The 14839-nt window shown below is 66.8% G+C and carries 13 protein-coding genes; 4 read left to right on the top strand and 9 right to left on the bottom strand.

Annotation, left to right across the window (positions count from 1 at the left end):
* Positions 1-1203 (bottom strand): DesA family fatty acid desaturase, encoded by a 1203-nt coding sequence (locus AC13F7_RS13690; RefSeq protein WP_483001344.1) that lies wholly within the window; start codon positions 1201-1203, stop codon positions 1-3.
* A 150-nt stretch (positions 1204-1353) separates the two neighbouring features.
* On the opposite strand from AC13F7_RS13690, the gene AC13F7_RS13685 reads away from it, so the two are divergent.
* Positions 1354-2184, top strand: coding sequence for an ABC transporter ATP-binding protein (locus tag AC13F7_RS13685; RefSeq protein WP_123730985.1), 831 nt, complete (start codon positions 1354-1356; stop codon positions 2182-2184).
* Positions 2185-2194: 10 nt separating this feature from the next.
* Here AC13F7_RS13685 and AC13F7_RS13680 read toward each other — a convergent pair whose 3' ends face one another.
* Together AC13F7_RS13680 and AC13F7_RS13675 are read right to left on the bottom strand one after the other, a co-directional pair.
* Positions 2195-3403 carry a DUF4785 domain-containing protein gene (locus AC13F7_RS13680; RefSeq protein ID WP_483001340.1) on the bottom strand — a complete coding sequence of 403 codons (1209 nt, stop codon included), beginning with the start codon at positions 3401-3403 and terminating at the stop codon, positions 2195-2197.
* Between the two features lie 11 nt (positions 3404-3414).
* Positions 3415-4296, bottom strand: a complete 882-nt coding sequence (locus AC13F7_RS13675) for a lipase family protein (protein WP_483001337.1) — start codon at positions 4294-4296, stop codon at positions 3415-3417.
* 256 nt (positions 4297-4552) lie between these two features.
* On the opposite strand from AC13F7_RS13675, the gene AC13F7_RS13670 reads away from it, so the two are divergent.
* Positions 4553-5401, top strand: a complete 849-nt coding sequence (locus tag AC13F7_RS13670; RefSeq protein WP_483001334.1) for an acid phosphatase — start codon at positions 4553-4555, stop codon at positions 5399-5401.
* A gap of 121 nt (positions 5402-5522) precedes the next feature.
* Here the strand turns inward: AC13F7_RS13670 and AC13F7_RS13665 are convergent, their stop codons facing one another.
* Positions 5523-7790, bottom strand: coding sequence for a TonB-dependent receptor (locus tag AC13F7_RS13665; RefSeq protein ID WP_483001330.1), 2268 nt, complete (start codon positions 7788-7790; stop codon positions 5523-5525).
* A 161-nt stretch (positions 7791-7951) separates the two neighbouring features.
* Here AC13F7_RS13665 and AC13F7_RS13660 point away from each other — a divergent pair, with 161 nt between their 5' ends.
* Positions 7952-8947, top strand: a complete 996-nt coding sequence (locus AC13F7_RS13660; RefSeq protein ID WP_483001781.1) for a patatin-like phospholipase family protein — start codon at positions 7952-7954, stop codon at positions 8945-8947.
* A gap of 30 nt (positions 8948-8977) precedes the next feature.
* On the opposite strand, the gene AC13F7_RS13655 is transcribed toward AC13F7_RS13660, so the two are convergent.
* Positions 8978-9460, bottom strand: coding sequence for an Lrp/AsnC family transcriptional regulator (locus AC13F7_RS13655; protein ID WP_483001327.1), 483 nt, complete (start codon positions 9458-9460; stop codon positions 8978-8980).
* A 127-nt stretch (positions 9461-9587) separates the two neighbouring features.
* Between AC13F7_RS13655 and phhA the strand changes: the two genes are divergently transcribed.
* Positions 9588-10484, top strand: a complete 897-nt coding sequence (gene phhA, locus AC13F7_RS13650) for a phenylalanine 4-monooxygenase (RefSeq protein ID WP_483001779.1) — start codon at positions 9588-9590, stop codon at positions 10482-10484.
* Between the two features lie 31 nt (positions 10485-10515).
* Here the strand turns inward: phhA and AC13F7_RS13645 are convergent, their stop codons facing one another.
* From AC13F7_RS13645 to kduI, 4 genes are all read right to left on the bottom strand, one after another.
* Positions 10516-11718: a Fic family protein gene (locus AC13F7_RS13645; RefSeq protein ID WP_483001324.1), complete on the bottom strand. Its 1203-nt coding sequence runs from the start codon at positions 11716-11718 to the stop codon at positions 10516-10518.
* A 128-nt stretch (positions 11719-11846) separates the two neighbouring features.
* Positions 11847-12956 carry a GDSL-type esterase/lipase family protein gene (locus AC13F7_RS13640; RefSeq protein ID WP_483001320.1) on the bottom strand — a complete coding sequence of 370 codons (1110 nt, stop codon included), beginning with the start codon at positions 12954-12956 and terminating at the stop codon, positions 11847-11849.
* Between the two features lie 131 nt (positions 12957-13087).
* Complete coding sequence (kduD, locus tag AC13F7_RS13635; protein ID WP_483001317.1) at positions 13088-13843, bottom strand: 2-dehydro-3-deoxy-D-gluconate 5-dehydrogenase KduD; 756 nt, start codon at positions 13841-13843, stop codon at positions 13088-13090.
* Between the two features lie 66 nt (positions 13844-13909).
* The gene (kduI, locus tag AC13F7_RS13630) at positions 13910-14758 is read right to left on the bottom strand and encodes a 5-dehydro-4-deoxy-D-glucuronate isomerase (RefSeq protein ID WP_259260695.1); all 849 of its coding nucleotides are present in this window, start codon (positions 14756-14758) and stop codon (positions 13910-13912) included.
* Between the last annotated feature and the right edge of the window lie 81 nt (positions 14759-14839).

Genomic DNA, 14839 nt, shown 5'->3' with positions numbered 1-14839 from the left:
TCAGTGCGCCGTCAGTGCGTAGCCCTTCAGGCGCGCGGCGTAGTTCTGCAGCGCGGCGATGCCACTGGCTTCCGCTTCATGGCACCACGCCTGCAGCAGCTTCAACCGTTCGGCGGCGTCATTGCCACGCGCTTCCAGCAGGGCCGCCAGACGGGCGCGGTGTTCCACCAGCACGCGGATGCGCGGGCGCTGTTCGACCCACGTGCTGAGCTGGGCGCGGCAATCCGGCTTGAGCCAGCGGCCGTCGTTGACCAGGCCGCGGCGCATGCGGCGCGGCAACAGCTTGCGCAGCTTGGCGCCCGCCATCGCGGCCTCTTCGCGCAGGGCCGGCACGAATACGTTGCGCTGGTAGTCGGTCATCGCCTGGAAGCGGTGCGACAGCAGGGCCTTGAGGGTTTCCGCATCCGGCACGGCAATGTTCGGGCGCACGTCCATGCTCGGCGCGACACGCAACACCTTGGCCAGACGCACTGCCTGCAGGCCGCGGATCACCGCCCAGCCGATATCGAACTCCCAGCGGCGCATGGAGAAGCGCGCCGAGCTCGGGAAGGCATGGTGGTTGTTGTGCAGCTCTTCACCGCCCACCCAGAACGCCCACGGCGTCAGATTGGTGGAGGTATCGGCCGATTCGAAGTTGCGGTAGCCCCACCAGTGGCCCAGGCCATTGATGACGCCGGCGGCCCAGAACGGGATCCAGGCCATCTGGATGGCCCACAGCGCCACGCCGGGCAGGCCGAGCAGCACGCTGTTGATGACCAGCAGTGCGACCGGGCCAAGATTGGCGTGCGGGGTGTACAGGTGGCGCTCGATCCAGTCATCCGGAGCGCCGCGGCCGTACTGCTCGATATCCGCGCGCATCTCGCGGGCCTCGCGGTACAGCTCCACGCCCCGCCAGAACACCATGCCGATGCCCTTGGTCACCGGGCTGTGCGGGTCTTCATCGGTTTCCACCTTGGCGTGGTGCTTGCGATGGATCGCCACCCACTCCTTGGTGATCATGGAGGTGGTGAGCCAGGTCCAGAACCGGAAGAAGTGCGCGATCACCGGGTGGAAATCCACCCCGCGGTGCGCCTGGCTGCGGTGCAGATACAGGGTCACGGCGAAGATGGTCAGCTGGGTGAACACCAGCAGCACCAGGCCCATGCCCCACCAGCCGAGGCCGACGACACCGCCGGTCAGGAAGTTGAGGAGCGTATCGAACATCGCAGGACTCCGGGCCGCAGTCGGCCGTCAAGGAAACAGGGATACCTCCAGACATGATGGGGCCAGACGTTGCAAACTTCATCCCTTCGATGCCATTTTTGCGCAGTCATTCAGTTCTCCCCTTACCTTCGTGAGCATGCCCCCGCATTCATGACAGTCGCAGCCTCGCCGGCGGTGCCGGCCTCCCCCGTCCCCCTGATCGAGCTCGACCGCGCCTGCGTCATCCGCGGCCAGGTCCGGGTCCTGCACGATCTCAGCCTGCGCATCGAACAGGGCCAGCACACCGCCCTGCTCGGCCCCAATGGCTGCGGCAAGTCGTCCTTCATCAAGCTGATCACCCGCGAGCTGTACCCGCTGGCGCACGGTGATGGTACGGTGGCGGTGCGCGTGCTCGGCCAGAACCGCTGGCAGGTGGACCGGCTGCGTTCGCAGCTGGGCATCGTCACCGGGGACCTGAGCAGCAACCTCTCCGACATGCCCGGGCTGACCGTGGAAGAGGCCGTGCTGACCGGCTTCTTCGCCAGCTTCGTGGTGCCGGCCTTCCGCGAGGTGAGCCCGGAGATGCGCGAGCGCGCGCGCGAAACCCTGGCGATGACCGGTGCCCTGCCCCTGCTGCAGCGCGGCTATGCCGAACTCTCGGCCGGGGAAACGCGTCGCGTGCTGATCGCCCGGGCGCTGGTGAACCGGCCGCAGGCCCTGCTGCTGGATGAACCCTCCACCGGGCTGGACCTGATCGCCCGCGAGCAGCTGATCGCCACCATGCGCGAGCTCGCCCGCCAGGGCATCACCCTGGTGCTGGTGACCCACCACATCGAGGAGATCATTCCCGAGATCGAGCGGGTGGTGATGCTGCGCGGCGGCAAGATCCTCGCCGATGGCCCGCGTGCGGAGCTGCTGCGCGATGCACCGTTGTCCGAGCTGTTCGGCGGCCCGATCCACGTGGTGGATCAGGCCGGCCGGTTGAGTGCGTTCGCAGGTTAGGTCACGCAGCCTAGAACCGCACCGCCACCGCACGTGATTCGATCGGTGCCATCCGGCTCTGGTCCTGCAACTGCAGGTCACGCACTTCGAACGGAGCGGCATAGCCACGCGGCAGCGCCACGCTGGCGAACGGCAGGCGCAGCTCACCCGCCCCTGCCGTCGCGAACCACGCCGCACTGTGTGCCTGCGCTACTGGCCGCAGCGTCCCGTCGGGGCCGGTGGCATACAGCGTGCCGCGCGCCTCGTAGCGGCCGGGCGCACCGATCTGCAGCGGCAGGCGCAGCTCGCGGCGGCTGGCATCCGCCTCGACCTGGCCCTGGAAGCGCGCCGTCGGCTGCGCCACCGCGAACGCCACCTTGGCATCGCGCTGCACCCCGTCGGCACTGACGAAGGCCTGCAGTTCCCACAGCCCCTGCGCGGTGCCGATGTCCTGCGGCACCGTCACCTGTGCACGCAGACCGTCGTTGCCGGCCACCAGCGGCACCGGCCAGCTGCGGCCATCGGGCGCGACCAGCAGGGCCTCGCCCACGGCCGGCAGCGGCCGCGCACTGACACGGCCAAGCTGCGCCGCTGCAGCGCCGCCGTCGTTGACCAGGCGCGCGCTCAACGTGAGCGTGCCACCGGCGAGCACCCGTTCGCTGCTCGCCTGCAGCTGCAGCGCGATCGGGCTGTTGGGTTCGAGCACCTGCACCACATAGCGGCCTTGGGCCTGCGTGCTCTGCAGACGGTAATTGCCCGCCGCCGCCGTGGTGCCCGTGCGAACCATGGCCGTGCCCGGGCCAACCGCCATGCCGGCCGCGCGCAGTTGCTGGTCATCGACCCCCTTGGCCACCGCCAGCGCGCCGGCCGGGTCACGCACCTGCCATTGGGTGGTATCCAGCGCACGCGCGCCCTGCACCGGACTGAGCTGGATCACCGCGTCGGGTGCGGTCAGCGGCAACACCAGACCCTGCTGCAGCGCCGACGCGCCCACCATCTCCCAGTAACTGCGGCTGCTGGCCATGAAGGCCGGCGTAAGGGTCAGCGCCTGGGTCGGATCCAGCGCCCAGGCAAAGCTCAACGGTGTCTGCTCCACCGGTCCGGCCGGCAAGGGCGCACGCTCCACCGCGCGTGGCACCTGGTCGCTGGCGCGGGCGGCCAGCAGCGGTTGTGCTGCCTGCAATGGCAGGGCTGCCAGGGCGGCGAGCAGGGCCACCGCGATCGTCGTCTGTCGCATCATCGGGGGGCTCCTCACAGGGTCAGGTCGTTGCGCAGGATCGTGCCCAGGCCGAAGCACTCGCGCCGGCTCTGGTTGTGGCTGAGTGGCTCGGCGCCGTTGGTGCGCTGTTTGTCGGTGAACCAGGTGGTGCCGGCCGCCTTCTGGCTGCTGCACTCCAGGAAGCCGTCCGAGCAGCTGTTCAACCAGTTCTGGGTGAACTCCAGGCCCACGTTCTGCGCATAGCCACCGCAGTAGCTGTTGCTGTCCCACACCGCCGATTCCACATCCGAGCCGACCACCGCGCGGAACGGCTTGGGCAACGCAGGGCGGCCGGCCGTGCCGTACAGGTTCTGGGCGTTGTAGGTGGCCATGTGGCCCACCTGCTGCTGGCGCACGGCATCGCTCTTGTAGCCCAGCAGCCAGCCCACCGAGCTTTCGAACACGTTGCCGTTGAGCACCGCATCGGCCAGCGGCGTGCCGGCCGAGGACGGCGCCAGTGCGGTGACCTTGCTGACCGTCTGGATGATCTTCGGATAACGGCTGTCATAGGTGGGGTTGGAGAGGATCCAGCGCACCACGTTGCCGCCGTTGGAATGGGTGATCACCACCAGCTTGGTGATGCCGCGGCTGTTGATGAAGCTGGTCAGCTGCCCGGCCAGGCAGCCGGCCGCGTCAGGCTTCCACATGTACTGCTCGAAATCGCAGTTGATGACGGTGTAGTTGCTGTTGTTGGGCAAGCCCTGGCGCACCGTATCGATGATGCCCGGCTGCCAGTAGTCCGCGCGCGCATCGGTCTGTTTGCCGGTGCCATGCACGAACGCCACCCCCACTACATCGGCCGCGTGCACACTCGCGCACGCCAGCATCAGACCCAGGGCGAGACCACCACCCCACCTTCCCGCGTTGCTTCGCATCCGCTGTCTCCTTGCAGGTGATCCCCCTGATGACCGGCGCTGCCGCGTTGCCATGGGGTAAATCTATCCATGGAGATATGACGAACGATGGCGCCTACGATGACGCTATGTCGTGCGACCCACGAAATCCGTGAACCAGTCGCGGGTTTCCGCCATCCGGGGCACGGCCATGCCGGATCTGGCCGGATGACGAGCGGCCGCTGTCGTTGCCGGACGAAGCTGCGATCATGCGGCTCTCCCTCTTCGAGACCTGCCGATGTCGTCGTTCCTGCGCTCCGCTGCCGTTCGCCCGATGCTGGTGACCGCCCTGCTCGCCGCCCTCGCCGGCTGTTCGTCAACGACCGCACCGCGCACCACGGCGGTGGAAGCCTCGGTCACGACCAAGGCGGTGGGCTACCTGCAGGGCAGCGCCGTGCCGGACAGCCTGGCACTGGTACCGGCACCGCCGGCGGCCGGTTCGGCCGGCGTCGCACTGGACGAACAGGTCAGCCGTGAAGCCCGTGCCCTGCGCGGCAGCCCCCGCTTCGAGCAGGCACACCGCGACGCCGAACTCGCCTTCCCGGCCGGCGCCAATCAGTTCTCGTGCGCGATCGATGTCGAGGTGGATGCGGTGAAGACGCCGGCCCTGTACCGCCTGCTCGAGCGCAGCCGGATCGATGCCAGCGCGGCCACCCGCACGGCGAAGAAGCACTACCAGCGCGCGCGGCCGTTCATGGTCAATGGTGAGCCCACCTGCTCGCCGGAAGACGAACAGGACCTGCGCGGCAACGGCTCATATCCGTCCGGCCACACCTCGATCGGTTGGGCCTGGGCCCTGATCCTCTCGGAAATCGCCCCGGACCGCGCCGATGCGATCCAGGCGCGCGGCCGCAACTACGGCGAGAGCCGCCTGGTCTGCAACGTGCATTGGCAGAGCGACATCCTGGAAGGCCGCTTCATGGGCGCTGCCGCCGTGGCACGCCTGCATGACAACGCCGCGTTCAACAGCGACCTGCTGGCGGCGCGCAAGGAGATCGTGGCGGCGCGCAGGGCGGGCCTGCATTCGGCACGGGATTGTGCGGCTGAAGAAGCGGTGTTGAAAGTGCGGCCGGTGAGCGCGTTGTAAGGCGGCACTACCTGCAGCGGCAACGTTGGATGACTTGAACGGCAAACGGCGCGGATTTCTCCGCGCCGTTTTCGTTTTTCAACGTGCCCACCCACGGTGGGCACCTACCGCATGACGTGGATCAGAACTTCGCGGTGAACTCCAGACCGAACGTGCGTGGCTCGTTGAGGAAGCCGGTCAGGTTGTTGAAGTCGATCGCGCCGACCACGCGGACCTGGTCGGTCAGGTTGCGGCCGTACACGGCGACATCGTACTGGCCGTAGTCCCAGTTGTAGCCCAGGCGCAGGCCCCCTTCCAGCGAGGAGCGGCTGCGGAACTCCGGCGACTCGTACAGGAAGAAGTTCACTTCGCTGCGGTAGGCCCAGTCGGTGTACACGTAGAACTCGCTGGCATCGTTGAGCGGGAAGCCGGCGCGCAACGTCAGGTTGTGGATCCACTTCGGCGCCTGCGGCAGCGGGTTGCCGTTGACCAGCGCGTAGGTGCCGCCATCGATGACCGTGGTCGGGTCGGTGATGGTGCAGCCGCCGCCACAGATCGCCACCGCCAGATCCTTGTCCTTGATCTCGGTGTCGTTGTAGCTGCTGCCCAAGGTCAGCAGAACGTGGTCGGTCAGGTAGGCTTCGAAGTCGAGCTCGGCACCCTGACCCAAGGTCTTGTCGGCATTGAGCAGGGTCGCGGTGTTGTTGCTGCCGCCCACGGCGATCAGCTGCTGGCCGTCGACGTTGTAACGGAACACGTTGAAGCCCAGGCGTGCGCGGCGGTCAAACAGGTCGGCCTTGATGCCGGCCTCGTAGGAGATCACCTTCTCCGAATCGGCCTGCGAGACGCCACCGAAGGCCAAGCGGCCCTGGATCGACGGCGCGCGGAAGCCCTTGGCCACGCGGGCATACGCGTTGAGGTTGTCGGTGATCTGGTAGACGCCGCTCAGGTCCCAGCTGACGTCGTTGACGTCGGTCCTGGCGATGTACGGGCCGCTGACCGGGGTGCCGAACGGCACGGCCTGCAGCACGCTGGCGCTGAAGTCCTTCTTGTCCTGCGTGTAGCGCACGCCACCGCGCAGCTTGAAGCGCTCGGTCACGTCGAAATCGCCGGAGGCGAACGCGGCCCACGCCTTGTTGCGCTGCTGCTGCACGGCGTGACCGGTCTGCGGATTGCCCGGGGTCAGCGAGTCGTAGTTGAAGCTGTCGATGGTGACGTCTTCATCGAAGTAGAACACGCCGGCCTGCCAGTCGAAGCGGCCCCACTCATTGGATTCCACGCGGAATTCCTGGGTCCACTGGCGGTGGTGCGGCAGGCCGTCAGCCGATTCGGACGCGAACGGGATGTTGCCCGGGCCGTAGTTGCCGGCACCCAGGAAGCTGGCACCGTAGCCACCGTCGATGTCGCCGTGGTTCAGCGACTCGGCGGTCTCGTAGCCGGTGATCGAGTGCAGGGTCACGCGGCCCAGATCCCACTTCAGGCGCGCGCTGCCGCCCCAGGTTTCCAGGTCGGAGAAGTTCTGGCCATCGGTGGAGACTTCATCGCGGTCGAAGTTCTCGACCAGCTGGTTGGTGCCCGGCTTGATGATGTTGGCGCGGAACAGGCGCGCGGTGCCGTTGAGCTTGCGCTTGTGCAGGTTGAACAGCGCTTCGACGTCATCGCCTTCGTACAGGAACTGTACGCGGGCGGCGGCTTCGTCATACCCCTCGAAGCCCTGCGCCGGGGCGCCCTGGCGGGTGTTGGTGACCCAGTCGTCGCGGCGCTGGTACAGCGCTGACACGCGCGCCGACCAGCGGTCGGTCAGCGGGCCGCCGTAGGCGCCCTGCGTGTTCCAGGTGTTGTAGCTGCCGTAGGCGACCTTGATGTAACCGTCGGCATCCTGCGAGGGACGCGCCGAATCGAACTTCACCACGCCCGCCGGGGTGTTGCGGCCGAACAGCGTGCCCTGCGGGCCACGCAGCACTTCCACACCGGCCAGGTCGAACAGCGGGAAGCCCTTCAGCAGCGGGCTTTCCTGCACCACATCGTCATACACCAGCGAGACCGGCTGCGAGGCATTGAGGTCGAAATCGGTGTTGCCCAGCCCGCGGATGTAGAAACGCGGGAAAGCACGACCGTAGGACGATTCAATGTTCAGGCTCGGCACACGCGCCGACAGGAAGCGGATGTCATCACCAGCCGAACCGAGCACGTCGAGCTTTTCACCCTGGATGGCCGAGATCGAGACCGGCACGTCCTTGGCGTTTTCGACGCGGCGTTGCGCCGTCACCTGCAGCGTATCGAGGGCCACCGGATCCTTGGTGACAGGGGCGTCCTGGGCTGCGGCCGTCAATGGCAGCAGGGCGGCAAGGGCGACAACGAGCGGGTGCACGGACGGGAAACGGCCGTGGGCAGTGCGGTTCGGGAACATGGCGTTTAGGCTGTGTTGGGAGGGGTGGTGGACCGGCGCTACCAGACAATTGTTGCAGTACAGCAACAGAGCCGCAAACAACCGCTATTCATTACGCCTGCCGGCCTGCCCACGCTTCGGTATGCTGGCGGCCCTCGATGCCCATTCACGTTGCCACGCCGATGACCTTACTGCGCCGTACCCGCCTGACGCTGTCCGTTGCCCTGCTCGGCCTGCTGGCCGGCTGCGGCGGTGATCCCGTGCGCCCGACTCCCCCGCCCGCAGCCATTCCGGTGACCCCGGCCAAGCCGGTCAAGATCGGCATCGCGCTCGGCGGCGGCGCAGCCAAGGGCTTCGCCCATATCGGTGTGATCAAGATGCTGGAGGCCAACGGCTTCGAGCCGGTGGTGGTGTCCGGCACCAGCGCCGGCAGTGTGGTCGGCGCGCTGTATGCCAGCGGCATGGACGCGTTCCAGATGCAGTCCAAGGCGGTAGCCCTGGATGAAGCCAGCATCCGCGACGTGCGTCTGTTCTCCGGTGGCCTGGTGCAGGGCCAGAAGCTGCAGGATTACGTCAACGCACAGGTCGACAACTGCCCCGCCGAAAAGCTGAGCAAGCCCTTCGCTGCGGTCGCTACCCAATTGGAAACCGGCGAGCGCACCGTGTTCGTGCGCGGCAACGTCGGCCAGGCGGTGCGCGCCTCCAGCAGCATCCCCGGTGTGTTCGAGCCGGTGAAGATCGGCAAGTACAACTACATCGACGGCGGCGTGGTCAGCCCGGTGCCGGTCGATGCGGCGCGCCAGCTCGGCGCGGACATCGTGATCGCCGTGGACATCTCCAGCAAGGCCAGCGGCAAGGCACCGACCGGCATGCTCGGCATCGTCAACCAGTCGATCTCGATCATGGGCCAGCGCTTGGGCGAGCAGGAACTGGCGCGCGCGGACGTGATCATCCGGCCGAAGGTGCTGGACATCGGCGCCGCCGATTTCGGCCAGCGCAACAACGCGATCCTGGAAGGCGAGAAGGCGGCGATGGCGGCGATGCCGCAGATCCGCGCCAAGGTCCAGCAGCTGCAGAAGGCACGTGCCGCCGCGCTTGCCCCGCCGCCGCCCACGCCCAAGTGCGATGAGCCTTCGCGCGTGGGCAGGCTGATGGGACGCAAGGAAAAGTGCGTGTAATCCGGTAGCGCCGGGCGCTGCCCGGCGGCGTTACTCCAGCTGCGACAACGGCAGCGCGCGGAAATCCTTCACCGTGCGCAGCACGAAGCTGGAATTGACGTCGGCCACGCCGGCGGCATTGAGCAGCTTGTCGAGCAGGAAGCTGGAGAAGTGCTCCAGGTCGCGCACGTAGATGTGCAGCAGGTAATCCATGTCGCCGGTGAGCGCATGGCAGGCCACCACCTCATCCCAGATCAGCACGCTGTCGGCGAACACGCCGATGGCATGCTGGTCGTGCTTCTCCAGCTGCACCCGGACGAAGGCCTGCAGCCCCAGGCCGATCTGGCGAGGCTCCAGCCGGGCACCATACCCGGCGATCACGCCCTCGCTCTCCAGCCGCTGCACGCGCCGCAGGCAGGCCGACGGGGACAGATTCACCCGTGCGGCCAATTCGGCGTTGGTCGCGCGGCCGTGTTGCTGGATTTCGGCCAGCAAGCGCAGATCCGTGCGGTCGAAATGGGCAATTCCGGTCATTGCTGCCCCGCAACATGAGGTGGACGCAATGATCTTGCGCCAGAAGCCTATATCCGCGCAACTTTGCAAACCTCTTGCGCGCCCCCTGCCCTAGCATCGACAGATGACTTCCCAGGAGACCACCACGATGGAAACCGCCACCGCCCCCCGCCGCGTCGAACACCAGCAGACCGACAAGGGATACGTGCCGGTCTATACCACCGCCATCGTGGAGCAGCCCTGGGACACCTACACCGCCGACGACCACGCCACCTGGAGCACGCTGTACCAGCGCCAGCGGGCGCTTCTGGAAGGCCGCGCCAGCAGGGAGTTCCTGCACGCGCAGGACGAGATGGGCATGAGCGCGCACATGATTCCGCGCTTCGACCAGCTCAACGAAGTGCTGGGCGCCGCCACCGGCTGGACTCTGGTCGGGGTAGAAGGTCTGCTGCCGGAGCTGGATTTCTTCGATCACCTGGCCAACCGCCGCTTCCCGGTGACGTGGTGGATCCGCCGCCCCGACCAGATCGACTACATCGCCGAGCCGGACATGTTCCATGACCTGTTCGGGCACGTGCCATTGCTCATGAACCCGGTGTTCGCCGACTACATGGCCGCCTACGGCCGTGGCGGCGTCAAGGCGCATGCGATCGGCCCGGAAGCACTGCAGCACCTGACCCGCCTGTACTGGTACACGGTGGAGTTCGGCCTGATCAACACCGAGGAAGGCCTGCGCATCTACGGTGCCGGCATCGTGTCGTCCAAGGGCGAGTCGCTGTACTCGCTGGAGTCGGCGGCGCCGAACCGGATCGGCTTCGATCTGGAGCGGATCATGCGCACCCGCTACCGCATCGACACCTTCCAGAAAACCTACTTCGTCATCGACAGCTTCGAGCAGTTGATGGAGGCGACCGCGCCGGACTTCACTCCGATCTATGCCGCGCTGGAGGCAAAGGACCATCTGCCGGCGGGTGACGTGCAGGACGGTGACCGCGTGTTCCAGAAGGGCACCGGCGAAGGCTGGGAAGACGGCGGCGATGTCTGATCGGGAGAGCCGACCGGTGGTCGGCTGCTTTTCAGCGTGGACGTTGGTGGGGCGGTAACGGGAGCTGATTGAGCCGGTCGAGAACCGCCCGCGCGTAGTAGGTTCGCCCCCACTTCCGTTCGTTGCCCGTGGCCAGAATCCCTTCTTTCTCCAGCGCATAGATGCCGGTGAGTGCCGAGCGGTTCGATACCCCCAGCAGCGATGCAACCTGCGCGGCGGTGACCACCGGGTGGCCGACGAGCAGCGCAGGCAGTCGGCGCGCGACGGCGTCTGCACGATAGCCGCTCACCTGTTCGGACCACTCGGCCACGAGCTGCTGCATGTGCTCGGCAATGGCGATGGCGTCGTTGGCCGACTCCACCACGGCCTTGGACACCATGTCCATCCACGGCGCCCAGTTGCCCTTGAGCTGCACCTGGTTGAGTGCGTCGTAGTAAGCATCCTTGCTGCGCAGCAACGCGCCGGACAGGTACAACAGTGGGTATCCCTCGGCCGCCAGAATGAGCGGCATCAGCAGCCGCCCCGTGCGCCCGTTTCCATCCTTGTAGGGGTGGATCGTTTCGAACTGGGCATGCGCGATGGCGAGCTGCGCAAGGATATTCAGTTCGAACTGCTCATCCTCCGCCGGCTGGTACTGCAGCATCTGCCGTTCCAGTTCCTGCATGGCGTCGCCAATCCGATCCGGTGGCGAAGGAACAAAGCGGGCATCTTCCGGGCGTCCTCCCAAGGGGCCGATCACCGCTTGTTCCTGGCGATACCTGCCTTTTGGGAAGTCATCCGGCATGTCCTGCATCAGCACGGCATGCAGATGGTTCACCAGCCCAAGATCGATGGCGGACCTGCCCCGTTCCCGAACCGCCTCCAGGCCGTCCTGAAGCGCCTGCACATAGCGCTCGGTGACGACGACATCGGGCGGCAGGCCGTCCAGACCGAGGGTCGCCTCATACACCAGCAGTTCGTCCAGATCGGTGCGGGTGCCTTCAATCTGCGAGCTCTGCACGGCTTCACGTCGCGCGAGCGTGCGTGTGACCAGATCGGGGGCGGACCACTGCCGCATGGCCTGGCCCAGGCGCGCCAGCGCCGCGTTGGCGCTGATCAGCCGTTCACGGCTCCCCGACTGCCCTGGCGGCAGCCTGCGCGGCGTAGGCGGGGCGGTCATGGCCAGCAGATGCGGGCGGCCTTCGACCGGCACCACGTACTGCCGGAAGTGGACCGCGATGTCTTCCCGACGCATGGGCCGCCTCCCGGGCGCCTAACCTTCAAAAGCACTTTACGCTTTTGAAGGTTAGATATCTATCCTTCAAATTCCAGGAGAGCTTTTGAAGGTTAACGTCCCAGGGACTGAGTCCAGTCGCCCGCCTCCTAACGCGGATACGCCAGCAGCACCACCAGATCCATCTCCCCCACCTGCTGCAGCGCATGCGAGCTCCCCGTCCGCGTCAGCAACGCATCCCCCGCCGCCACGTCGTACTGCTTCCCATCCAGTACGTAGCTGCCCTGCCCGCTGACGATGTAGTAGATCTCGTCCTTGTGCTGCGGGTGCAGGCCGATCCCCGCGCCCTTGTGCAGCACACGCTTGCGAAGAACGAACGGGAGGTCCGTGTCCCCGGCGAAAAACGGATACGCCGTGGTCGGCCCCGCTCCACCATGCGGGCCGGGCTGGGTCACCGCGATGTCACGCTCGTGCACCACGCGCGAGGGTTTGGTGGCCTCACCACCCTGCCCTGCACTGCGCACCTCGCAGTCGATGTCGCGCTTCAGTGCAGGCCTCATCGTCGGCTGCAATGCCACCCAGTCACGCATCACCAGGCACGCCACCGCCGTCGCACCGGCCGCGCTGAAGTGCGTGCCATCGGCCTTGTTCTGCTCGGGCACGAACAGGAAATACGGCTTGGCGCCCTGCTCGCCCAGCCCGCGGATCCAGCGCGTGGAACTGTCGTTGAGATCGATCAGCGCGACCTGCTCGCGCGTGGCCAGCGCTTTCACCGCCTGGGTGTACACGCCATGCGTATCCAGCAGCGAACCGAAGTCGTACAGCAGCCGCGCCACCGGGGTGATCAACACCGGCGTGGCGCCCTTGTCGCGGGCCAGCTGCACGTAGCGCATCAGGAACTGCGGGTACGCCGTAGCGGGATCGGTATAGCGGGTGGGATCTTCGAACTTGGCGTCGTTGTGGCCGAACTGGATCAGCAGCACGTCCCCGCGCTGGAGCTCGGCGGCGATCGCATCCAGGCGCTTCTCATCGATGAAGCTGCGCGTGCTGCGGCCGCCCTTGGCATGGTTGCGGACCTCCCAGACGGCAGGATCGAGATAGCTCTGCAACGCTTGGCCCCAGCCGGCCTGTGGCGCGCGCTCCGGGCCGTACTCGGCGGCGGTGGAATCCCCGGCAATGAAGATGCGGTGCGGGGCGCACAGCGCGCTGGGAGCCGCGAGCAGCAGCGACAGGGACAGGGACAGCAGCAAACGCAGCATGGTCATGCTCCTGGGTGGAGAGCTGCCGGCCAGCGGCCGGCACTACCGGGCAGATGGGTGTCTGAACGACAGATGGGCACCCAAGGGCGCCCATCGTCTGCCCGCGTGGGCGCATCGTCCGGTGGTGTCGCTTACCGGGCGAGCCAGCCACCGTCGACCGGCAGGACCGCGCCGTTGACGTAGTCCGAGGCGCTGGAGGCCAGGAACACGGCGGTGCCGCCGAGATCTTCCGGGGTGCCCCAGCGTGCGGCCGGGATGCGGTCGAGGATGGACTTGTTGCGGTCCTCATCGGCGCGCAGCGCGGCGGTGTTGTCCGTCGCCATGTAGCCCGGGGCGATCGCGTTGACGTTGATGCCCTTGCTGGCCCATTCGTTGGCGAGCAGACGGGTGATGCCGGCGATGCCGCTCTTGCTGGCGGTGTAGGACGGCACGCGGATACCGCCCTGGAAGGACAGCATCGAGGCGATGTTGATGATCTTGCCGCGGCCCTGGGCGATGAAATGCTTGCCGGCGGCCTGCGAGATGAAGAACGCGGACTTGATGTTGACGTTCATCACGTCATCCCAGTCCTGCTCGCTGAACTCGATTGCATCGGCGCGGCGGATCAGGCCGGCGTTGTTGACCAGGATGTCCAGGCCGCCCAGGCCTTCGATGGTTTCGCGGATGACGCGCTCGACCGGCTCGATGCTGATCAGGTTCGCTTCGATCGCCAGGCAGCGGCGGCCCAGCGCGGTGATCTTTTCGATGGTCTCGGTGGGCGGCGCGATGCCGGCCACAGCGACGTCGGCACCGGCCTGCGCTAATGCGACCGCGATGCCCTGGCCCAGGCCGGTGTTGCCACCGGTGACGAGGGCGACCTTGCCTTCCAGACTGAACGGATTAGCCATTGCGTATGTAGTCCTTGTCCAATGCGTAACAGACGCCGCCGGCGCGATGCCGGCGGCGCGTCGGGGTCACTTGAGCTGGCAGATGTCCAGCACGTGCATGTCGGTGTAATCCAGGTTCTCGCCACCCATCGCCCAGATGAAGGCGTAGTTGCTGGTGCCCGCGCCCATGTGGATGGACCACGGCGGCGACACGACGGCTTCGTTGTTCTGGATGACGATGTGGCGCTGCGCCTCGGGCTCACCCATGAAGTGGTACACGCGGTCGTTCTGGCCCAGATCGAAGTAGAAATAGACTTCGCTGCGGCGGTCATGCAGGTGCGGCGGCATGGTGTTCCAGACGCTGCCCGGCTTGAGCACGGTCAGGCCCAGCAGCAGCTGCGAGGACTGGCAGGTGGCCGGCACGATGTACTGGTAGATGGTGCGCTCGTTGCTGGTTTCCAGCGCGCCACGGTCCAGGGCCACGGCATCCTTGATCGACAGCGCCTTGGTCTCGAAGCGCGCGTGCGCCGGGGTCGAGGCCAGGTAGAACTGGGCCGGGGTGGCGGCGTCGTCGGACGCGAACACCACGTCTTCGCTGCCCATAGCCACATACAGGCCATCCTTCGGCCCGAGCTTGAACACGGTGCCATCGACCGTGACGGTGCCGCTGCCGGCGCCGACGTTGATCACGCCCAGTTCGCGGCGCTCCAGGAAGGCATGGCCGGCGGCCGAGGCCGGTTCGGTCTGCTTGGGCAGCGAGACCGGGCCGTTGACCGGGGCCGCACCGCCGAGCACGAAGCGCTCGTAGTGGGTGTACTTCAGGGTCACCGCATCGGCATTGAACAGACCGTCGAGCAGGTACAGATCGCGCAGGTCGTCATTGCTGGCGCCCTTGATGGCGTCGGGATGGGTGGCGTAATGGGTCTTGCAGTACATGGCATCTCCAGAGCAGGGGTGGGGCGATGCGTCGGCCCCGGCACGATTTCAGGTGATTGTAGCCAGTTGGTAAACCGGTGT

This window comes from Stenotrophomonas sp. K-6 (assembly GCF_056861555.1).
This window is presented reverse-complemented; position numbering and strand designations above follow the sequence as displayed.